We start from the raw sequence: 19,593 nt of genomic DNA on the forward strand, positions 1-19,593 counted from the left end.
GGAAACGGGGGCGCGCCGTCGCGCGCCCGGGTATCCGCGGCCGCTCCGGGGCCGGCCGCGTTCCGTCGGGATCATGGCTCCAGTGTCGCGCACGGGGGCGTACGGCGGGCGGGCCCCCGGTCGCGGGATCACTCGCCCGGATCACGTCCGCGCCATCCGGCCAGATGGGCCGCCGCCTCGTGCATGGCCAGTTCCAGGACGCCGGGGTCCGTGAGGTTGCCGGTGCCGTCCGGCGGCACGAGCCAGCGGACGCCGCCCGTGGCGCGCCCGGGGTAGGGGACCACGATCCAGGTGCCGGGCCCCGCGGTGCGGACCCCGGTGCCGATCCAGCGGGCGGCGGTGCCGGGGGGCACGAAGTAGCCCATGCGGGAGTCGCCGAAGTCGGCCAGGACCGGGCCCGGGCGGTCGACGAGACGGGTGAGGACGTCGAGCGTCGGGTAGCCCAGTTCGCCGGTGAGGATGAGGACGTCCCACAGCCTCCCGGCGGGCAGCAGCGTCACCCCGAGGGGGTGGCGCTCCCATTCCCACCGGGTGGCGTCGGGGTCGGGTGACACGGAAACCAGCCATTCGACCGCGCCCCGCGCGTCTGTGCCCACCATGCCGGTTCCTCCGTTCCGTGTGTGCGCTGTCGTGCTGTCACGTGGAGAGAGGAGGCCGGTGACGGATCATTACGCGGGTTTCACCACGCCCGATGGGGTGATCCGGACCACAGGGCGGCCGCGGGGGCCGGGGGCCCGGTCAGCTGTCGAAGCCGAGGCCGAGCCGGTCCATCGCCTTGAGCCACAGGTTGCGCCGCCCGGCGTTGCGGTCGGCGCGGTCCAGGGACCACTTGGTGAGGCCGATCCCCGCCCACGCCAGGGGCTCGGGCGGGAAGGGCAGCGGCTTGGTGCGCACCATCCGCAGATCGGTGCGCTCGGTGCGCTCGCCGGAGAGCAGATCGAGCATGACGTCGGCGCCGAAGCGGGTGGCGCCGACACCGAGGCCGGTGTAGCCGGCGGCGTAGGCGACCTTCCCGTCGTGGGCCGTGCCGTAGAAGGCGGAGAAGCGCGAGCAGGTGTCGATCGCGCCGCCCCAGGAGTGGGTGAAGCGCACGCCCTCCAGCTGCGGGAAGCAGCGGAAGAAGTGCCCTGCGAGCTTCAGGTAGGTCTCCGGGCGTTCGTCGTGGGAGGCGTCCAGGCGGCCGCCGTACGGGTAGATGGCGTCGTAACCGCCCCACAGGATGCGGTTGTCGGCGGTGAGCCGGAAGTAGTGGAACTGGTTGGCGCTGTCGCCGAGTCCCTGGCGCTTCTTCCAGCCGATCGCGCCGAGCTGCTGCGGCGTCAGCGGCTCGGTCACCAGCGCGTAGTCGTACACGGGGACGATGTAGGGGCGCACCCGGCGCACCAGTGAGGGGAAGACGTTGGTGCCGAGCGCGACGTGCCGGGCGAAGACGCGCCCGTACGGGGTGCGCACGGCCATGCCGGAGCCGTTGCGGGCGAGCCGGGTGGCGCGGGTGTGCTCGTAGACGCGTACGCCCAGCTCCTCGCAGGCCCGCCGCAGGCCCCAGGCGAGCTTCGCCGGGTGCAGCATGGCGACGCCCCTGCGGTCCCACAGGCCGCCGACGAAGGTCGGCGAGTCGACCTCGGCGCGGACCTGGTCGCGGTCGAGCAGCTCCAGTTCGACGCCGTGCCGGGCGGCCTCCTCGGCGGACGCCCGCAGGTCGTCGAGCTGGTAGGGCTCGGTGGCGACGTCGATCTCACCGGAGCGTTCGAAGTCGCAGTCGATGGAGTGGCGGGCCACCGTCTCCTCGATCCCGTCGAGGTTGCGGTTGCCGAGCTCCTCCAGCCGCCCGAACTCCTCGGGCCAGCGGGCGAGCCCGTTGGCGAGCCCGTGGGTGAGGCTGGCGGCGCAGAATCCGCCGTTGCGGCCGGACGCCGCCCAGCCCACCTCCCTGCCCTCGATCAGGACGACGTCGCGGCGCGGGTCGCGCTCCTTGGCCAGCAGCGCGGTCCACAGCCCGGTGTAGCCGCCGCCGACCACCAGCAGGTCGCAGTGCTCGTCGCCGACGAGGGCGGAACCGGCCCGCGGCCTGCCGGGGTCCTCCAGCCAGAACGGTGTCGGCTGCGCGTCGGCGAGCGAACGGGCTGGGTCCATGGGGTCTCACACCTTTGCGGATGCGGTCGGCGGATCAACTATGGGCTTTCCTGCGGCGGCTGAGCAGCTGTCCGACGACGACGCACAGCACCGCCGCGACGAACATCAGCGTGCCGATGACGTTCACCTGGACGGGCAGGCCCTTCTGGGCGGCGCCCCAGACGAACATCGGGAAGGTCACGGTCGCCGGGCCGGCGTTGAACTGCGTGATGATGAAGTCGTCGATGGAGATCGCGAAGCTCAGCAGCGCGCCCGCCGCGATGCCGGGCGCGGCGATCGGGAAGGTGATCCGCCAGAACGTCGACCACGGGGTGGCGTAGAGGTCCTGGGCGGCCTGCTCCAGCCGCGGGTCCATGCTCATCACGCGCGCCTTGACCGCCGTCACCACGAAGCTGAGGCAGAACATGATGTGCGCGATGAGGATGGTCAGGAAGCCGAACTGGATGCGCATGTTGAGGAACAGGGTGCCGAGCGAGGCGCCCATGACGATCTCGGGCATCGCCATCGGCAGCCAGATCAGGCCGGTCACCGGGCCGCGGCCGCGGAAGCGGTAGCGGCCGAGCGCGAAGGCGACCATGGTGCCGAGGACGGTGGCGCCGAGGGTGGCGAGGACGGCGATCTGCAGGGACAGCGACACCGAGTCGCACATGTCGCCGACGCCGCAGGGGTTCTTCCAGGCGTCGAGCGAGAAGTGGTTCCAGGAGTAGTTGAAGCGGCCCTTGGGCTGGTTGAAGGAGAAGATCAGGACGATCACGTTGGGGATCGTCATGTAGGCGAGGGCGGCCACGCCGGCGAAGACGACGAGGTGTCGTCGCACCCAGTTCAGCACGGGCATCAGACCAGTTCCTCCGTCCCCGCCTTGCGGATGTAGACGGACACGATCACCAGGATCGCGGCCATGAGCATGAAGGACAGTGCGGCGGCGGTCGGGTAGTCGAGCACCGTCAGGAACTTGGACTGGATGACGTTGCCGATCATCTGCTCGCTGGGGCTGCCCAGCAGTTCGGCGTTTATGTAGTCGCCGGAGGCCGGGATGAAGGTGAGCAGCGTGCCGGCCACGACGCCGGGCAGCGAGATCGGGAAGGTCACCTTGCGGAAGGTGGTGAAGGGCCGGGCGTACAGGTCGCCCGCCGCCTCGTGCAGCCGCGGGTCGATGCGCTCCAGCGAGCTGTACAGCGGCAGGATCATGAAGGGCAGGAAGTTGTACGTCAGACCGCACACCACCGCCAGCGGGGTGGCGAGTACGCGGTCGTCGGCGGTGATGCCGAGGGACGCGGTGACATTGAGGATGTGCAGCTTGTCCAGCACGGTCACGACGTAGCCGTCGTCGGCGAGGATCGTCTTCCAGGCCAGGGTGCGGATCAGGAAGCTGGTGAAGAACGGCGCGATGACCATGACCAGCAGCACGTTGCGCCAGCGGCCCGCCTTGAAGGCGATGGTGTACGCCAGCGGGTAGCCGATCGCCAGGCAGAGCACGGTGGCGATGCCGGCGTAGATCAGCGACCGCAGGTAGAAGACGTCGTACTCCCTGAACGCGTCCCAGTAGGTCGCGAAGTGCCAGGTGACCTGGTAGCCGGTCTCCAGGGAGCCGGTCTGCACCGAGGTCGAGGCCTGGTAGACCATGGGGGCCGCGAAGAAGACCAGCAGCCACAGGATGCCGGGCAGCAGCAGCCAGTACGGGACGAGTCTGCGCCGCCGGGCGGCGGCGCCGGGCGGTACCGGCGGTACCTCCGCCGGTGCCCCGGCGGGGGCGGTGGAGAGGGCGGCCATTACGCGTTGACCTCCCCGGCCTCGATGTCCTGCGCGGCGTCGAGACCGAAGGTGTGCGCGGGGCTCCAGTGCAGCACCACCTCGGCGCCGGGGACGAGGCGGCCGTCGCGCTCCACGTTCTGCGCGAAGACGGCGAGCTCCGGGCACCAGGGGCTGTTGACGACGTACTGGGTGGAGACGCCGATGAAGCTGGCGTCGACGATCCGCCCGGTGATCTTGTTGCGGCCCTCGGGGACCTCGGCCGCGTCGTCGGCGTGGACGATGGATATCTTCTCCGGGCGCACCCCGGCGAGGAGCTTGTCGCCCGCCCGCACGGAGGGGACGCACCGGGCGGTGGGCATCGCCAGGCGGCCGTCGCCGACGCTGAGCAGCAGGTCGTCGCCGCTGGTGCCGGCGACCTCGGCCTCGATGAGGTTGGACTGGCCGAGGAAGTTGGCGACGAAGGTCGTCCGCGGGTTCTCGTACAGGTCGGTGGGCGCGCCGAGCTGCTCTATGCGGCCCGCGTTCATCACGGCGATGGTGTCGGCCATGGTCATGGCCTCCTCCTGGTCGTGCGTGACGTGCACGAAGGTGATGCCGACCTCGGTCTGGATGCGCTTGAGCTCCAGCTGCATCTGGCGCCGCAGCTTCAGGTCCAGGGCGCCCAGCGGTTCGTCGAGGAGGAGCACCTTGGGGTGGTTGATCAGGGCGCGGGCGACGGCGACGCGCTGCTGCTGGCCGCCGGAGAGCTGGTGCGGCTTGCGGCGGGCGAGGTGGCCCAGCTCCACGAGGTCGAGCATCTCCTCGACCTGGCCCTTGACGGACTTGACGCCGCGTCGGCGCAGGCCGAAGGCGACGTTCTCGTAGATGTCGAGGTGCGGGAAGAGCGCGTAGTTCTGGAAGACGGTGTTGACCGGGCGCTTGTACGGCGGCAGGCCGGTGACGTCCTGGTCGCCGATGCGGACGGTGCCGCCGCTGGGGTCCTCCAGGCCCGCGATCATGCGCAGCGTGGTGGTCTTGCCGCAGCCGGAGGCGCCCAGGAGCGCGAAGAAGGAGCCCTCGGGGATGGTCAGGTCGAGTGGGTGGACGGCGGTGAAGTCGCCGTATTCCTTGCCGAGGCCGGTGAGGGTCACGGCGCCTCCCGCGGAGGCGGGGTTCCTGGCTCCGGCCGGCTCGTCGGCGAGCGGTGCGGTCTGCTGGGTCATGTCGTCAGATCCCTAACTGCGGTGGCCGGTCAGGCGCCGATGAGCTTGGCGAACTTGTCCTCGAAGGCGGTCTCCTCCTTGGAGGAGAGCGACCGGAAGGGATGGGCCTTCGCCTTCATCTCCGCGTTGGGAATGATCAGCGGGTTGTTGGCCACGTCCTCGTCGATCTTGAGGAGTTCCTCGTAGACGCCCGTGCAGGGCGTGATGTAGTTGACCCATGCCGAGAGTTCGGCCGCGATCTCCGGCTGGTAGTACCAGTCGATCAGCAGCTCGGCGTTCTTGCGGTGCTTGGAGCCCGCCGGGACGAGCATGTTGTCCGTGGAGTAGATGTAGCCGGCGGGCGGGATCACGAACTTGATCTCGGGGTTGTCGGCCTGGAGCTGCACCAGGTCGCCGGCCCAGGCGACGCAGGCGGCGATGTTCCCCGAAGCGAGGCCGTCGGTGTACTCGTTGCCGGTGAACTGGCGGATCTGCTTGCCGTCCACGGCCTTCTGGACGCGGGCCACGGCCGCGTCGAAGTCGTCCGCGGTGAAGGACTCGGGCTGCTTGCCCATGTCGAGCAGGGTCATGCCTATGGTGTCGCGCATCTCGCTGAGCATGGCGACGCGGCCCTTGAGGTCGGGGTCGTCCAGCAGCTGGGAGACGCTGCCGACCTTCTTGCCCTTGGTGGCCTTCTCGTTGTACGCGATGACGGTGGCGATGCCCTGCCAGGGGTAGGAGTGGGCGCGTCCGGGGTCCCAGTCGGGGTTGCGGAAACGTTGCTCCAGGTTGGTGAAGGCGTGCGGCAGGTACGTGGGGTCCAGCGGCTGGGCCCAGCCCAGGCGGATCATCCGGGCGGCCATCCAGTCGGTGAGGACGACCAGGTCGCGGCCGGTCGACTGGCCGGCGGCGAGCTGCGGCTTGATCTTGGCGAAGAACTCGACGTTGTCGGTGATGTCGTCGCTGTACTTGACCTTGATCCCGGTCTTCTTCTCGAAGGCCTCCAGGGTCGGCATGTGCTTCTCGTCGTCGCTCATGTCGATGTAGAGCTGCCAGTTCGAGAAGACCAGCGACTTGTCCTTGTCGGACAGGTCGTCGCTCTTGACGCCGCCCTGGTTGTTGGTGGCGGCCGGGATGCCGCAGGCGGACAGTGCCCCGGCGCCCGCGACACCGAGACCGGCGCCGAGCACCCGGCGCCGGCTCAGGGAGGCCCTCCCGTTGGTCAGGCTGCGTTCCCACGCTTTGCGTACGGGCTCGGACAGGCCCTCGAACATCTCCATTGCGGTGCAGCCTCCAGGGGCGGTCGTGCGTGGGACGGACGGACTGTCGGGCCGGTGGGGGGCGGTCCCGGAGGGGCGGGCGGCCGGGGTCAGCGGTCGCCGAAGATCGTGCGGTGCCAGCTCTTCCTGGCGACCGCGGTGTTGTCGTACATCACGTGCTTGACCTGCGTGTACTCCTCCAGGGAGTACGCCGACATGTCCTTGCCGTACCCGGAGGCCTTGTATCCACCGTGCGGCATCTCGCTGATGATCGGGATGTGGTCGTTGACCCAGACGCACCCCGCCTTGATCTCACGGGTGGCACGGCCCGCGCGGAAGACGTCACGGGTCCATGCGGACGCGGCCAGGCCGTACGGTGTGTCGTTGGCCAGGGCCAGGCCTTCATCATCGCCGTCGAACGGCAGCACGACCAGTACCGGCCCGAAGATCTCCGACTGGACGATCTCACTGTCCTGTGCGGCGCCGGTCACCAGCGTGGGCCGGTAGAAGGCGCCCGGCGAGGCGGGCGCCTCTCCTCCCGTGACGATCGTGGCGTATGAGCGGGCACGCTCCACGAAGCCGGCGACGCGGTCGCGCTGGGTGTGGGAGATGAGCGGGCCGAGGTCGGTCTTGGCGTCGAACGGGTCGCCCACCCGGAGGCCCGAGAAGAGGTCGGCGACCCCGGCGACGAAGGCGTCGTAGAGGGGGCGCTGCACATAGGCGCGGGTGGCGGCGGTGCAGTCCTGGCCGGTGTTGATCAGGGCGCCGGCGACCGCGCCGTGGACGGCCGCCTCCAGGTCGGCGTCGTCGAAGACGACGAAGGGTGCCTTGCCGCCGAGCTCCAGATGGAGGCGCTTGACGGTGGCGGTGGCGATCTCCGCGACGCGCCTGCCGACCGCGGTGGAGCCGGTGAAGGAGGTCATCGCGACGTCCGGGTGACCCACCAGATGCTCCCCCGCCTCCTTCCCCGCGCCGGTGACGACGTTGACCACGCCCGCGGGGATACCCGCCTCGGCCGCCGCCTGGGCGAACATCAGCGAGGTCAGCGGGGTCAGCTCGGCCGGCTTGAGCACGATGGTGTTGCCCGCGGCGATCGCCGGGAGGACCTTCCAGGCGGCCATCTGCAGCGGGTAGTTCCACGGCGCGATGGAGCCCACGATGCCGACGGGCTCGCGCCGCACATAGGAGGTGTGGTCGCCGGAGTACTCCCCCGCCGCCCTGCCCTCCAGGTGGCGTGCGGCGCCCGCGAAGAAGGCGGTGTTGTCGACCGTGCCCGGGACGTCGAACTCCGTGGTCAGACGCAGCGGCTTGCCGCACTGCAGCGACTCGGCGTAGGCGAACTCGGCGGCCCGCCCCGAGAGGACGGCGGCGAAGCGGTGCATGGCGTCGGAGCGCTCACCGGGTGTGGCGCCGGCCCAGCCGGGCAGTGCCCGCGCGGCGGCGGCGACGGCGGCGTCCACGTCGGCGGTGCCCGCGAGTTCGTAGGAGTACACGCTCTCGCCGGTGGCCGGGTCGACCACGGGGTGCAGCCGGCCGGAGGTGCCGCCGCGCAGGGTTCCACCGACGTACTGGGCCCCCTCGGCGAAACGCTCCCGCACATCGAACCCGCCGTTCGCGCTGAGGTCCATCGTCTTCTCCTAGCACTCCGCTCGGCGGCGTGGCCAAAGCTTGGATTGGTGGACGATCCTGACAGAGTAGGCTCGCCCCAACAAGTGATTCCGTTGTTGCCTTTTGGTTACGCGACGAATTCTGTGTTCGCCCGTCGGCCGGCAGCAGATCGTCACGGTGGACGATGCCCGGCGCCGCGCACACCGGGCAACCGACACATCGCAAGCCGTGCCACCGGGGCCTTTACACCCTGGAGTTACGGTGGCACGACGTACCGCCCCGTTCCGCCCCGGAGGTCAGCCGTGTTCCCCACCGTCGCCGAGGTCCTGGAACTGGACGTGCTCAGACGGGGTTCGCCGCAGGTCGTCGCGGGCTCCGGCGGGCTGCAGCGCCCGGTCCGCTGGGTGCACATCAGCGAGCTGGCCGACATCGCGGGCATGCTCCACGGGGGCGAGCTGGTCCTCACCACCGGCGTGATGCTGCCCGACGACAAGGAGTCCCTGGCCCGCTACATCGACGGTCTCGCCGACGTCGGCGCCGCGGGCCTCGTCGTCGAGCTGGGCCGGCGCTACGCGGACGTCCTCCCCCGCCCCCTGGTCCGCGCCGCGGAACGGCGCGGACTGCCGCTGGTGGCCCTCCGCACCGAGGTGCGCTTCGTCGCGGTGACCGAGGCCGTGCACGCCCACGTCGTCGACGCGCAGCTGACCGAGCTGCGGGCCTCGGAGGCGGTGCACCAGACCTTCAACGAACTGTCCGTGGAGGGCGCGGAGCCCGACGAGGTCGTCCGCGAGGTGGCCCGGATGGCGGGCGCGCCCGTCGTACTGGAGAACCTCTCGCACCAGGTGCTCGCCTTCGACCCGGCGGGACACGACCCCGAGGCACTGCTCGACGGCTGGGAACGGCGCAGCCGCGGCGTCCACCCGGCCGGCCGCACCGGCCACGACCCGCGCACCGGCTGGCTGGTCACCGCGGTCGGGGCGCGCGGCCGGGACTGGGGCAGGCTGGTGGTCGTCGGCGAGCCCGCCCCCGGCGCCGGGCAGGAACCGGGCGAGCGCCCGCACCGCCACAGCGTGCTGCTGGAGCGGGGCGCGGCCACCCTCGCGCTCAACCGGCTGCTGGAACGCGACCGGGAGTCCCTGGAACGGCAGACCCACCGCACCCTGCTCTCCGGCATCCTCACCCACGCCCTGACCGTCTCCGACGTGGCGCTGCGCGCCCGGGCGCTGGGCGTGCCGCTGGAGGGCCGGCGGCTGGTCGGCGTCATGCTGCGGCTGCGCGGCGGACCGGCCTCGGCCGCCCTGGAGGCACAGGCCCGGCTGCGGGACTTCACCGAGACGGCGGCCCAGGCCGTACGCGAGCGGGGGCTGACCGCGCTCACCGGCACCCTCGACGACGGCGGCGTCGGCGTGCTGGTCTCCCTCGGCCCGTCCGACCACGAGCACACCGCGCTGGAGGAGTTCGCCGCCGCGCTCACCCGGCTGACCGAGCCCGCCCCCGACGGCGGCCCCGCCTTCGTCATGGCGGCCGGCTCCTCGGTCGGCTCCCTGCGCGACGCGCGCCGCACCCTGCTGGAGGCGGCACAGGTCGCGGACGCCGCGATGCACGGCGGCCGCAGCGAGGGGGGCCGGGCGCAGCCCTCCGAGAAGAGGGTGCCGGCGGGGGGCGGGCGGGCCTACTACCGGCTGCCGGACGTCCGGCTGCGCGGCCTGCTCCACCTCCTGCGCGACGACGCGCGGCTGCAGACGTACGTCGAGCGCGAGCTCGGCCCGCTGCTCACGTACGACGCCGAGCACGGTACGGACCTCGTCCGGATCCTCACCGTCTACCTGGACGCCGGCCGCAACAAGTCGGCCGCGGCCGACGCCGCGCACCTGTCGCGGCCCTCCTTCTACGACCGCCTGCACCGCGTCGAGCGCGTCCTCGGCATCGACCTGGACCAGGTCGAGTCCTGCCTCTCGCTGCACGTGGCGCTGCTGGCGCTGGACGCGGTGCGGCGCTGAGGCCCCGCGGCCGTGCCGGGGCTACGGCACGTCCAGGTTCCAGTAGGTGTAGTCGTACTCGTAGCCGGGTGCGACCTCGACCTGGAAGGTGCCGTCATCGTCGCCCTCCGGCACGACCACGGTGATCTCCCTTGTCGCGCGCTCGCCCGGGGCCAGTTCGTCGGGCAGGCCCACGCCGGTGGTCAGGTCGCGCAGGCTCTCGTCCTCGAAGTCGTCCCCGTAGGCCGTGATCTCGCTCTCGCTCAGGTCGGCGATGCCGTCGCCGGTGTTCTCCAACTCGATGGAGAACGTGACGGCGGTGCCGCCCTCGAGCATGCTGTCCGGGAGGTCGGTCGTCCGCTGTACGTCCGACAGCGTGACGTGCACCCCGTCGTCGTAGAGCGCGGTGCCGTCGGCGTCCAGCGGTGTCTCCCAGTCGGCGTTCCGGGAGGTGACCAGGTCGTCACCGCCCGGCCCGTCGAACCAGCCCTCGTCGATCCCGCCGACCACCAGGGCGATCATGCCGCCCGCCAGGACGACGGAGATGATCCCGAGGATCAGGCCGGTCAAGGCCTGCGGGCGGTTGGTCGCCTCGCCGCGCCGGGCGATCCGCAGACCGACGATGCCGCAGACGACGGCGGCGATGCCCAGCGGGAGGCCCAGGAAGGCCCCGAAGCAGGAGATGGCCAGGACGGCGCCCACGATCCCCAGGATCATCGCCGTCAGACCGACGCCGTTGCGGGCGACGGGCGGCGCCCACCCGCCGTACGGGCCCATCCCGTAACCGGGGTAGCCCGGGTGGCCGGGGTAACCCGGGTAGCCGGGGTGAGCCGGATACGCGGGGTACCCGGGCGGCCCGGGGTGGCCGGGGTGGCCGGGGAACGTGGCGTGCGGCGGCTGCGGGGGCACGGTCGCCGCCGCGTCCGGGACGGGCGGCGCCCACGGATCGCGCGGCTGCTGCGCCGGCCCGGGCGCCTGCGCGTCCTCGGGCACCGGGCGCTTGGTCAGCGTCACCTGCTCCTGCGGCGGCTGCGGGATCGGCGGCGCCCAGGGGTTGTACCCGGCGTACGCGCCGGGCTGCCCGTACCCGGGGGCGACGGGCACCGGCGGCGCCCACGGATCCGGTGGCCCGGGCACCCCGACCGGCGGCGCGGCGGGCGCGGGGTAGGCGCTGTGGACGGGGGGAGTATCGCTCACCGCCGCAGCCTCGCCGGGCGCCGCGGCATCCGCGGGAGCCACTGTTCCCGGCACCTTCGTACCCTCGTCCCCTGCCGGGGCGGCCGGGGCGTCAGCCGCCGCAGCCTCGGCCCGCGCACCGTCACCGGGCCCGGCATCGGCGACCGCCGCATCGGCATCCACTGCGACATCCCCGGCCGAGTCGGCGCCGGACCCGGCGTCCGCAGGCACGGCGTCCGCAGGCACGGCGTCCGCAGGCACGGCGTCCGCAGGCACGGCGTCCGCAGGCGCCGGGTCCGGGGCGTCGTGCGGCGCCACGGGCGCCGGGGCGGGCAGCTCGAAGTCGGGGGCGGGATTTGCGTCCGCCGGGGCCTCCGAGGACGACGGGGCCGCCGCTGCGGGGTTCTCGCTCGCGGCGTCGCGCGGCGTCGGGTGCTCGGGGTCGTGGGACATCGCTGCCTTCCTGGTGGCTACGTCGGGCAATGCTATGGCCTGCGAAGACACCGGACGGAGGCAATTTCGTGTTTACGATGGCCGTTGCCGACCACCCCGCAGGAGGATCACCCCATGTCCGACACCGCGTCACCCCTCGACGCCTTCATCGCGGGGCTCCCGAAGGCCGAACTCCACGTGCACCACGTCGGCTCGGCCTCGCCCCGCATCGTGGCGGAGCTGGCCGCGCGGCACCCGGATTCCAAGGTGCCCACCGACCCCGCCGCCCTCGCCGAGTACTTCAGCTTCCGGGACTTCGCCCACTTCATCGAGGTCTACCTGTCCGTCGTGGACCTGATCCGCGACGCGGAGGACGTACGCCTGCTGACGTACGAGGTCGCCCGCGACATGGTGCGGCAGAACATCCGCTACGCCGAGCTGACCGTGACCCCGTACAGCTCCGTCCGCCGCGGCATCCCGGACCGGGCGTTCGTGGAGGCGATCGAGGACGCCCGCAAGGCGGCCGAGGCGGAGCTCGGCATCGTGCTGCGCTGGTGCTTCGACATCCCGGGCGAGGCCGGGCTGGCCTCCGCGGAGGAGACCGCTCGCATCGCCACCGAGCTGCAGCCGGACGGGCTGGTCAGCTTCGGGCTGGGCGGGCCCGAGATCGGCGTGCCGCGCCCGCAGTTCAAGCCGTACTTCGACCGCGCCCGCGCCGCCGGCCTGCACAGCGCGCCGCACGCGGGCGAGACCACCGGCCCGCAGACGATCTGGGACGCCCTGCGTGAGCTGGGCGCCGAGCGCATCGGCCACGGCACCAGCGCCACCCAGGACCCGCGCCTGCTGGACCACCTGGCCGAGCACCGCATCCCGCTGGAGGTCTGCCCGACCTCGAACATCGCCACCCGCGCCGTCGCCACGCTCGACGAGCACCCCGTCAAGGAGATGGTGGCCGCGGGCGTGCTCGTCACCATCAACAGCGACGACCCGCCGATGTTCGGCACCGACCTCAACACCGAGTACGCGGTGGCCGCGCGGCTGCTGCAGCTCGACGAGGGCGGCCTGGCCCAGCTCGCCCGGAACGCCGTCGAGGCCTCCTTCCTCGACGCCCCCGGCAAGGCGAAGCTCACCGCCGAGATCGACTCCTACCTGGCGGGATGGCAGCGCTAGCGATCGCCCACCGCGGCGACCCGTACCGCCACCGCGAGAACACCCTGCCCTCGCTGCGCAGCGCGGCCCGCGCGGGGGCGGACGCGGTGGAGATGGACGTGCGCCTGACCCGCGACGGGGTGCCGGTGCTGCTCCACGACCCCACGCTCAAGCGGCTGTGGGGCGTGGAGTCCGCCGTCGCGGGCCTCGCCGCGGACCGGCTGCCGCCGGGCGTCCCGACGCTGCACGAGGCGCTGGCCGCGGTCGGCGGCTGCCGGGCCCTGATCGACCTCACCCTGCCGGAGTCCGCGGGCCCGGTGCTCTCCGCGGTCCGGGACGCGGGCGCCGGGGACCGTACGTACTACTGCGGCGAGGCGGCGGCCGTCCTGGCGGTCCGGGACCGCGACCCGGCCGCCGAGATCGCGCTGACCTGGAAGACCTCCGCGCCCGTGCCGCCGCTGCTGCTCGCGGAGCTGCGGCCGCGCTGGATCAACCTGCGCTTCGGGCTGGTGCGCGCGCCCCTGGTGGAGTGGGCGCGCGGCGAGGGCCTGCTGGTCGGCGCCTGGACGGTGGATCTGCGCCGGACGATGCGGCGGCTGGAGCGGCTGGGCGTCGACGCCGTCACCAGCAACCGCATCGACGTGCTGCGTGCGGAACTCGGCGGCCGGTGAGCCTCTCCGGCTCGGTGGCGGGCGCGGGGTGTCCGGCGGCGCCGCCGCCGGACGGCCGTCGGTCCGTCACACGCCGGCCGGCACGGCCGACGCCGTGCCGGAGTGCTCCAGCCTCTTGATCATCCGCCGCAGCACCAGCAGCGGCACGATGCCGAAGACGCCGAAGGCCATGTCGATCGGCATCCACCACAGGGGCAGGCCGCGCAGCGGGATGCAGATCGCGGCGAGCGGGATGATCCCGACGCAGGCGATCATCGCCCACTCCACGACCCAGACGTTGCGCACCGCGTCGCGCCAGACGCCGTAGAAGGCGACGGCGATCACCAGGTGAGCGAAGGCGAGCCAGTCCGTGCCGTAGAGCATGAACGGGTACTTCGCATCGGTGGCGTCAAGCCCCTCCCGCACGTGGGAGATCCAGTCGCCGACGGCTCCGGGCAGACCCCAGCCGTCCACCCACCGCACCTCGTGCACCAGCGGGAACGCGGTCACGCCGCTCAGCAGCAGGCACACCACGAAGACAACGAGCCAGGCACGTATGCGCTGTTCAAGAGATCTTCGATCCTCCATGGCCCGGAGCGTACGCGCACATGCCGCGGCCCCGGACGCGGGGGTCGCTCCGGGGCCGCGGCGTGGGCTCGCGCCCTGCGGTGTCAGCCGTCCAGGGACGTCATGACGTGCTTGATGCGGGTGTAGTCCTCGAAGCCGTAGGCGGACAGGTCCTTGCCGTAGCCGGACTTCTTGAAGCCGCCGTGCGGCATCTCGGCGACCAGCGGGATGTGGGTGTTGATCCACACGCAGCCGAAGTCGAGGCGCTTGGACATGCGCATCGCACGGGCGTGGTCCTTGGTCCACACCGAGGAGGCCAGGGCGTACTCGACGCCGTTCGCCCACTCGACGGCCTGGTCCTCGTCGGAGAAGGACTGGACGGTGATGACCGGACCGAAGACCTCGTTCTGGATGATCTCGTCGTCCTGCTTGAGGCCGGACACGACGGTCGGGGCGTAGAAGTAGCCCTTCTCGCCGACGCGGTGGCCGCCGGCCTCGACCTTGGCGTGCGCGGGGAGGCGCTCGACGAAGCCGGTGACCTGGGCGAGCTGGTTGGCGTTGTTCAGCGGGCCGTACAGCACGTCCTCGTCGTCCGCGGCGCCGGTCTTGGTGTCGGCGGCGGTCTTGGCGAGCTGGGCCACGAACTCGTCGTGGATCGACTCGTGGACCAGGACGCGGGTGGCGGCGGTGCAGTCCTGGCCGGCGTTGAAGTAGCCGGCGACGGCGATGTCCTCGACCGCCTTGGCGATGTCGGTGTCCTGGAAGACCACGACCGGGGCCTTGCCGCCGAGTTCGAGGTGGACGCGCTTGACGTCCTTGGCGGCGCTGCCGGCCACCTGGATGCCGGCGCGGACCGAGCCGGTGATGGAGGCCATCGCCGGGGTCGGGTGCTCGACCATCAGCCGGCCCGTCTCGCGGTCGCCGCAGACGACGTTGAAGACGCCCTTGGGCAGGATCCCGCCGATGATCTCGGCGATCAGCACGGTGGAGGCCGGGGTGGTGTCCGAGGGCTTCAGCACGACCGTGTTGCCCGCGGCGATCGCCGGGGCGAACTTCCACACGGCCATCATCATCGGATAGTTCCACGGGGCGACCTGGGCGCAGACGCCGACCGGCTCGCGGCGGACGATCGAGGTCATGCCCTCCATGTACTCGCCGGCCGAGCGCCCCTCGAGCAGGCGGGCGGCACCCGCGAAGAAGCGGATCTGGTCGACCATCGGAGGGATCTCCTCGCTGGCCGTCAGCCCGATCGGCTTGCCGGTGTTCTCGCTCTCGACGGCCACCAGCTCGTCCGCGCGCGCCTCGAAGGCGTCCGCGATCTTCAGCAGCGCCTTCTGGCGCTCGGAGGGCGTCGTGTCGCGCCAGGCCGGGAAGGCGGCCGCGGCCGCGGCCATGGCCGCGTCGACATCGGCGGCGGCGGAGAGCGGCGCGGTCGCGTAGACCTCGCCGTTGGCGGGGTTCACCACGTCGGTGGTGCGCCCGTCGGCGGCGTCGCGGAATTCTCCGTTGATGTGGTTGCGCAAGGTACGGAGCTCGCTCACTGCACCTCTCCCTGTTCCTGTCCGATGTGTGAGACGGACCCCAGCCTACCTGCAGCACTGCCGTATTCGACATAGCCGAAACTCCGAAACAATGGATTCCGTGAGTTTCGAGCCCCGAAACCACGGATTTCATCGATCGGGGCTTGCGTGACGGCTGACCTCTCGTGCAGAGTGGGGTGCGTGGCCACTCGTACTCCGGATCACAGGGGCGCCAACGGTGCCTTCGTGATCGATTCCGTCTCCAAGGCGATCATCGAACAGCTCCAGGAGGACGGCAGGCGTCCGTACGCCGCCATCGGCAAGGCCGTGGGCCTGTCCGAGGCGGCCGTGCGCCAGCGCGTCCAGAAGCTGCTCGACCAGGGCGTCATGCAGATCGTCGCCGTCACCGACCCGCTCACCGTGGGGTTCCGGCGGCAGGCGATGGTCGGCATCAACGTCGAGGGCGACATCGAACCCGTCGCCGACGCGCTCGCGGAGATGACGGAGGTCGAGTACGTCGTCGTGACCGCGGGCTCCTTCGACCTGCTGATCGAGATCGTCTGCGAGGACGACGACCATCTCCTGGAGACGATCAACAAGCGGATCCGCACGCTGCCCGGCGTGCGGTCCACCGAGAGCTTCGTCTACCTCAAGCTCCGGAAGCAGACCTACACCTGGGGAACCAGATAGCCATGAGCGCGGACCTTTCCAAGACCGCGTACGACCACCTGTGGATGCACTTCACCCGCATGTCGTCGTACGAGAACGCCCCTGTGCCGACCATCGTGCGCGGCGAGGGCACGTACATCTACGACGACAAGGGCAAGCGGTACATCGACGGCCTCGCGGGGCTGTTCGTGGTCAACGCCGGCCACGGCCGCGTGGAGCTCGCCGAGACCGCCTACAAGCAGGCCCAGGAGCTCGCCTTCTTCCCGGTGTGGAGCTACGCCCACCCCAAGGCCGTCGAGCTCGCCGAGCGCCTGGCCGGCTACGCCCCCGGCGACCTCAACAAGGTCTTCTTCACCACCGGCGGCGGCGAGGCCGTCGAGACCGCCTGGAAGCTCGCCAAGCAGTACTTCAAGCTCAAGGGCAAGCCGACCAAGTACAAGGTCATCTCGCGCGCCGTCGCCTACCACGGCACCCCGCAGGGCGCCCTGTCCATCACCGGCCTGCCCGGCCTGAAGGCCCCCTTCGAGCCGCTGGTCCCCGGCGCCCACAAGGTGCCCAACACCAACATCTACCGCGCCCCGCTCTTCGGCGACGACCCGGAGGCCTTCGGCCGCTGGGCCGCCGACCAGATCGAGCAGGAGATCCTCTTCGAGGGCCCCGACACCGTCGCGGCCGTCTTCCTGGAACCGGTGCAGAACGCCGGCGGCTGCTTCCCGCCCCCGCCCGGGTACTTCCAGCGGGTCCGCGAGATCTGCGACCAGTACGACGTGCTGCTCGTCTCCGACGAGGTCATCTGCGCCTTCGGCCGGCTCGGCACGATGTTCGGCTGCGACAAGTTCGGCTACGTGCCGGACATGATCACCTGCGCCAAGGGCATGACCTCGGGCTACTCCCCCATCGGCGCGTGCATCATCTCCGACCGCATCGCCGAGCCCTTCTACAAGGGCGACAACACCTTCCTGCACGGCTACACCTTCGGCGGCCACCCGGTGTCGTCGGCGGTCGCCCTGGCCAACTTCGACATCTTCGAGCGCGAGCAGCTCAACCAGCACGTGCTCGACAACGAGGGCGCCTTCCGCGCCACCCTGGAGAAGCTCCACGACCTGCCGATCGTCGGCGACATCCGCGGTAACGGCTTCTTCTACGGCATCGAGCTCGTGAAGGACAAGGTCACCAAGGAGACCTTCACCGACGAGGAGACCGAGCGCGTCCTGTACGGCTTCCTCAGCAAGGCGCTCTTCGAGAACGGCCTCTACTGCCGCGCCGACGACCGCGGCGACCCGGTCGTCCAGCTCGCGCCGCCGCTGATCGCCGACCAGTCGACGTTCGACGAGATCGAGGGCGTCCTGCGCGCCGTCCTCACGGAGGCCTGGACCAAGCTCTGAGCTTTCCCATGTGAAGGCTCGGTTCGCCTCCGGGGCGGACTCGCCGAACGCACCCACGGGCCGGGGCACGCACACCGCGTGCCCCGGCCCATCGGCGTTCCCGGCGAGGCGGGCGGGAACCCCGGACGACGCGCCCCGTGCGCTACGCCGCACGAGTGGCCGCGGCGGGGAAACGCGCCCCGGTGACCGCGGGCAGGGGCCCTGGGGCGCGTACGGTGCCGCAGTGACCCGGACTCCCCGCGTTCGTTAGAGGCCAACGTGAACCCACCCGACAACGACGTGCTGTGGGCCCGCGGCCTGCGCCACGCGCACGACCGCTCACCCGCTCTGCTCGGCGTGTCCCTCGGCGTGCGCGAGGGCGAGATCCTCGGCGTCCTCGGCCCGCACGGCGCCGGGAAGACCACCTTGCTGCGCTGTCTGTCCGGCGAACTGCTCCCCGAGCAGGGCGAGGTGTGGTTCAGCAGCTCCCCCGTGCACACCCTCGGCGCGACCGCCCGCGAGCGGCTGCGCCGTGAGCGCTTCGGCTGGATCGACAGCAGCCCGCAGTTGCTGCCCGAACTGACCGTCCGGGAGAACGCCGCGCTGCCGCTCCTGTTGTGCGGCGTCCCGTACCGTACGGCCCGCGCGGACGCGCAGGAGTGGCTGGACCGGCTGGACATCGGCGGGGCCGCCCGCAAGCGACCCGGCCGGCTGCTCCAGGCCGAGCGGCAGCGCGTGGCGATCGCCCGCGCCCTGGTCAACCAGCCGTCGGTGGTCTTCGCCGACGAACCGACCGCCCCGCTGCACCGTGCGGACCGCGCCCAGGTGCTGCGGATACTGACCAGCGCCGCCCGCTCGCACGGCATCACCGTGGTGCTGGCGTCCAACGAGCCCGAGGTCGTCGCCCTCGCCGACCGGGTGGTCACCCTCGTCGACGGCCGCTTCACGGCCGGCGTGCCCCAACAGGAGCGGGAGGACGCCGACTCGTGCTCAGCCTCCGTGTAGCCCTCGGCTCCCGGCCGGAGGTGCTGCTGCGCCGGCTGCTGGTCGTCGCCGCGGCCGCAGGCACCGGGTTCCTGCTGCTCGCCGTACTCGGGCACGCCCTCGCACACCCCGCGGACGCCCCGGACGGCCTGGTCCGGCTCCTGTGGTGCGCGGCGCCGTTCGCCGCCACCGTCCACCTGTCGGTGCTCGTGGCCCGTACGGAGCCGAGCGGACGGCTGCACGCGGGCCTGGCCGCCGCCGGGCTCGGCCGGCACGGGCTGCCCCTGCTGGCCGCGGCGAGCTCCGCCCTCAACTGCGGCCTGGGCGTCCTGATCGCGCTCCTGGGCTTCCTCTTCCTCCGCGGTGACCTGCCCGGCCCGCACCTCACCGGTGCCGCGCAGGCGCTGGGCGCGGACCGGGAGCTCCCGCTCGCGGGCGCGATGACGCTGTCGGCCACGCTGCCGCTGGCCGCGGCGGTCGCGGCCGCGGTCGTACTGCGGCCGCGGCGGTCCCGTCAGGAGGAGCCCACCGGCCGCGAGGGCCGCACTCCGTCCGGCCTGCCGTGGGGCGTGGCTCTCGTGGCGATCGGCCTGGCCGTGCAGATCTCCTCGGCCGGGGACGCCGGCGCCCCGGCGCCCGGCGGCACGCTCCTGCTGCCCGGCGGCCTCGGCCACGTCTCCCCGGCCGTCGTCGGCGGCTGGCTGCTGACGGCCACCGGCATGGTGCTGGCCATGCCGGGCCTGGTCCACCTGTGCGGACGGCTGCTGGCGTCGTACCGGCCAGGTGCCCTGCGGCTCCTGGCGGGGCGGGCCCTCCAGGAGGAGGCGGCGCTCGTGGGCCGCCCGCTGGGCGCGCTGTGCGCGGTGGCCGCCACCGCCCTCGCCGGCACCGACCGGCTCGGAGCCGCGGCGCACCCCGTCGGACCGCTCACCGCGCTGGGTGCCTTCCTGGTCGTCCTGTCGGCGGTCGCGACCGCCCTGACCGCGACGGTGGACGCCAAGCGCGCCCGCCGTCCGGCCACCGCCGCCCTCACCCGGCTCGGCGCACCCGCCGCCCTGCTGCGCAACGCGGCCGCCGTGCGGGCCCTCGCGGTCCTCGGTGTGGTGCTGCCGCTGACCCTGCTCGTCGCCCACCTGGGCACGCTGCCACTGCCGTAGCGCCGTGCGGAGC

At 72.0% G+C, this 19,593-nt stretch carries 17 protein-coding genes; 7 read left to right on the forward strand and 10 right to left on the reverse strand.

Features of this window, described 5'->3' with window-relative positions:
• Positions 1-128: 128 nt before the first annotated feature.
• The 7 genes from OIE69_RS13345 to OIE69_RS13375 form a co-directional block, all read right to left on the reverse strand.
• Positions 129-599 (reverse strand): hypothetical protein, encoded by a 471-nt coding sequence (locus OIE69_RS13345; RefSeq protein ID WP_326572202.1) that lies wholly within the window; start codon positions 597-599, stop codon positions 129-131.
• Positions 600-738: 139 nt separating this feature from the next.
• Positions 739-2,133 carry an NAD(P)/FAD-dependent oxidoreductase gene (locus tag OIE69_RS13350; protein ID WP_326572203.1) on the reverse strand — a complete coding sequence of 465 codons (1,395 nt, stop codon included), beginning with the start codon at positions 2,131-2,133 and terminating at the stop codon, positions 739-741.
• A 34-nt stretch (positions 2,134-2,167) separates the two neighbouring features.
• Positions 2,168-2,968 (reverse strand): ABC transporter permease, encoded by an 801-nt coding sequence (locus OIE69_RS13355; protein WP_089224913.1) that lies wholly within the window; start codon positions 2,966-2,968, stop codon positions 2,168-2,170.
• Positions 2,968-3,903: an ABC transporter permease gene (locus OIE69_RS13360; RefSeq protein ID WP_018561753.1), complete on the reverse strand. Its 936-nt coding sequence runs from the start codon at positions 3,901-3,903 to the stop codon at positions 2,968-2,970. The genes OIE69_RS13355 and OIE69_RS13360 overlap by 1 nt, the downstream gene beginning before the upstream one ends.
• Positions 3,903-5,087 (reverse strand): ABC transporter ATP-binding protein, encoded by a 1,185-nt coding sequence (locus OIE69_RS13365; RefSeq protein WP_326572204.1) that lies wholly within the window; start codon positions 5,085-5,087, stop codon positions 3,903-3,905. Before OIE69_RS13365 ends, OIE69_RS13360 begins: the two co-directional genes overlap by 1 nt.
• Positions 5,088-5,116: 29 nt before the next feature.
• Entirely contained in the window at positions 5,117-6,346 is a 1,230-nt protein-coding gene (locus tag OIE69_RS13370; RefSeq protein ID WP_326572205.1) for a polyamine ABC transporter substrate-binding protein, read from the reverse strand.
• An 89-nt stretch (positions 6,347-6,435) separates the two neighbouring features.
• Positions 6,436-7,953 carry a gamma-aminobutyraldehyde dehydrogenase gene (locus OIE69_RS13375; protein WP_326572206.1) on the reverse strand — a complete coding sequence of 506 codons (1,518 nt, stop codon included), beginning with the start codon at positions 7,951-7,953 and terminating at the stop codon, positions 6,436-6,438.
• Between the two features lie 282 nt (positions 7,954-8,235).
• Here OIE69_RS13375 and OIE69_RS13380 point away from each other — a divergent pair, with 282 nt between their 5' ends.
• The gene (locus tag OIE69_RS13380) at positions 8,236-9,933 is read left to right on the forward strand and encodes a PucR family transcriptional regulator (RefSeq protein ID WP_326572207.1); all 1,698 of its coding nucleotides are present in this window, start codon (positions 8,236-8,238) and stop codon (positions 9,931-9,933) included.
• Positions 9,934-9,954: 21 nt separating this feature from the next.
• Here OIE69_RS13380 and OIE69_RS13385 read toward each other — a convergent pair whose 3' ends face one another.
• Positions 9,955-11,541 carry a DUF4190 domain-containing protein gene (locus tag OIE69_RS13385; protein ID WP_326572208.1) on the reverse strand — a complete coding sequence of 529 codons (1,587 nt, stop codon included), beginning with the start codon at positions 11,539-11,541 and terminating at the stop codon, positions 9,955-9,957.
• Positions 11,542-11,655: 114 nt separating this feature from the next.
• Here OIE69_RS13385 and OIE69_RS13390 point away from each other — a divergent pair, with 114 nt between their 5' ends.
• Together OIE69_RS13390 and OIE69_RS13395 are read left to right on the forward strand one after the other, a co-directional pair.
• Positions 11,656-12,690, forward strand: coding sequence for an adenosine deaminase (locus tag OIE69_RS13390; protein ID WP_326572209.1), 1,035 nt, complete (start codon positions 11,656-11,658; stop codon positions 12,688-12,690).
• A complete protein-coding gene (locus tag OIE69_RS13395) occupies positions 12,678-13,340 on the forward strand; it encodes a glycerophosphodiester phosphodiesterase (RefSeq protein ID WP_326572210.1) in 663 nt (220 codons plus the stop codon). The genes OIE69_RS13390 and OIE69_RS13395 overlap by 13 nt, the downstream gene beginning before the upstream one ends.
• 66 nt (positions 13,341-13,406) lie before the next feature.
• Here OIE69_RS13395 and OIE69_RS13400 read toward each other — a convergent pair whose 3' ends face one another.
• Both OIE69_RS13400 and OIE69_RS13405 read right to left on the reverse strand, forming a co-directional pair.
• Positions 13,407-13,907 carry a hypothetical protein gene (locus tag OIE69_RS13400; protein ID WP_326572211.1) on the reverse strand — a complete coding sequence of 167 codons (501 nt, stop codon included), beginning with the start codon at positions 13,905-13,907 and terminating at the stop codon, positions 13,407-13,409.
• Between the two features lie 83 nt (positions 13,908-13,990).
• The gene (locus tag OIE69_RS13405) at positions 13,991-15,427 is read right to left on the reverse strand and encodes a gamma-aminobutyraldehyde dehydrogenase (RefSeq protein ID WP_326572212.1); all 1,437 of its coding nucleotides are present in this window, start codon (positions 15,425-15,427) and stop codon (positions 13,991-13,993) included.
• Positions 15,428-15,652: 225 nt separating this feature from the next.
• On the opposite strand from OIE69_RS13405, the gene OIE69_RS13410 reads away from it, so the two are divergent.
• The 4 genes from OIE69_RS13410 (at position 15,653) to OIE69_RS13425 (ending at position 19,580) form a co-directional block, all read left to right on the forward strand.
• On the forward strand, positions 15,653-16,096 hold the full coding sequence (locus OIE69_RS13410; protein WP_018561743.1) for an Lrp/AsnC family transcriptional regulator: 444 nt from the start codon (positions 15,653-15,655) through the stop codon (positions 16,094-16,096).
• 2 nt (positions 16,097-16,098) lie between these two features.
• Complete coding sequence (locus OIE69_RS13415) at positions 16,099-17,460, forward strand: aspartate aminotransferase family protein (RefSeq protein ID WP_326572213.1); 1,362 nt, start codon at positions 16,099-16,101, stop codon at positions 17,458-17,460.
• Between the two features lie 258 nt (positions 17,461-17,718).
• Positions 17,719-18,444 (forward strand): ABC transporter ATP-binding protein, encoded by a 726-nt coding sequence (locus tag OIE69_RS13420; RefSeq protein ID WP_326572214.1) that lies wholly within the window; start codon positions 17,719-17,721, stop codon positions 18,442-18,444.
• Positions 18,426-19,580 carry a hypothetical protein gene (locus tag OIE69_RS13425; RefSeq protein WP_326572215.1) on the forward strand — a complete coding sequence of 385 codons (1,155 nt, stop codon included), beginning with the start codon at positions 18,426-18,428 and terminating at the stop codon, positions 19,578-19,580. Before OIE69_RS13420 ends, OIE69_RS13425 begins: the two co-directional genes overlap by 19 nt.
• Positions 19,581-19,593: the final 13 nt, after the last annotated feature.

This window comes from Actinacidiphila glaucinigra (assembly GCF_035918135.1).
Lineage (GTDB): Bacteria > Actinomycetota > Actinomycetes > Streptomycetales > Streptomycetaceae > Actinacidiphila > Actinacidiphila glaucinigra.

What these genes read in the sequence shown, in the direction of transcription:
- OIE69_RS13345 (WP_326572202.1), bottom strand. Translation starts at nt 599, where the DNA reads ATGGTGGGCACAGACGCGCGGGGCGCGGTCGAATGGCTGGTTTCCGTG.
- OIE69_RS13350 (WP_326572203.1), bottom strand. Translation starts at nt 2,133, where the DNA reads ATGGACCCAGCCCGTTCGCTCGCCGACGCGCAGCCGACACCGTTCTGG.
- OIE69_RS13355 (WP_089224913.1), bottom strand. Translation starts at nt 2,968, where the DNA reads ATGCCCGTGCTGAACTGGGTGCGACGACACCTCGTCGTCTTCGCCGGC.
- OIE69_RS13360 (WP_018561753.1), bottom strand. Translation starts at nt 3,903, where the DNA reads ATGGCCGCCCTCTCCACCGCCCCCGCCGGGGCACCGGCGGAGGTACCG.
- OIE69_RS13365 (WP_326572204.1), bottom strand. Translation starts at nt 5,087, where the DNA reads ATGACCCAGCAGACCGCACCGCTCGCCGACGAGCCGGCCGGAGCCAGG.
- OIE69_RS13370 (WP_326572205.1), bottom strand. Translation starts at nt 6,346, where the DNA reads ATGGAGATGTTCGAGGGCCTGTCCGAGCCCGTACGCAAAGCGTGGGAA.
- OIE69_RS13375 (WP_326572206.1), bottom strand. Translation starts at nt 7,953, where the DNA reads ATGGACCTCAGCGCGAACGGCGGGTTCGATGTGCGGGAGCGTTTCGCC.
- OIE69_RS13385 (WP_326572208.1), bottom strand. Translation starts at nt 11,541, where the DNA reads ATGTCCCACGACCCCGAGCACCCGACGCCGCGCGACGCCGCGAGCGAG.
- OIE69_RS13390 (WP_326572209.1), top strand. Translation starts at nt 11,656, where the DNA reads ATGTCCGACACCGCGTCACCCCTCGACGCCTTCATCGCGGGGCTCCCG.
- OIE69_RS13395 (WP_326572210.1), top strand. Translation starts at nt 12,678, where the DNA reads ATGGCAGCGCTAGCGATCGCCCACCGCGGCGACCCGTACCGCCACCGC.
- OIE69_RS13400 (WP_326572211.1), bottom strand. Translation starts at nt 13,907, where the DNA reads ATGGAGGATCGAAGATCTCTTGAACAGCGCATACGTGCCTGGCTCGTT.
- OIE69_RS13415 (WP_326572213.1), top strand. Translation starts at nt 16,099, where the DNA reads ATGAGCGCGGACCTTTCCAAGACCGCGTACGACCACCTGTGGATGCAC.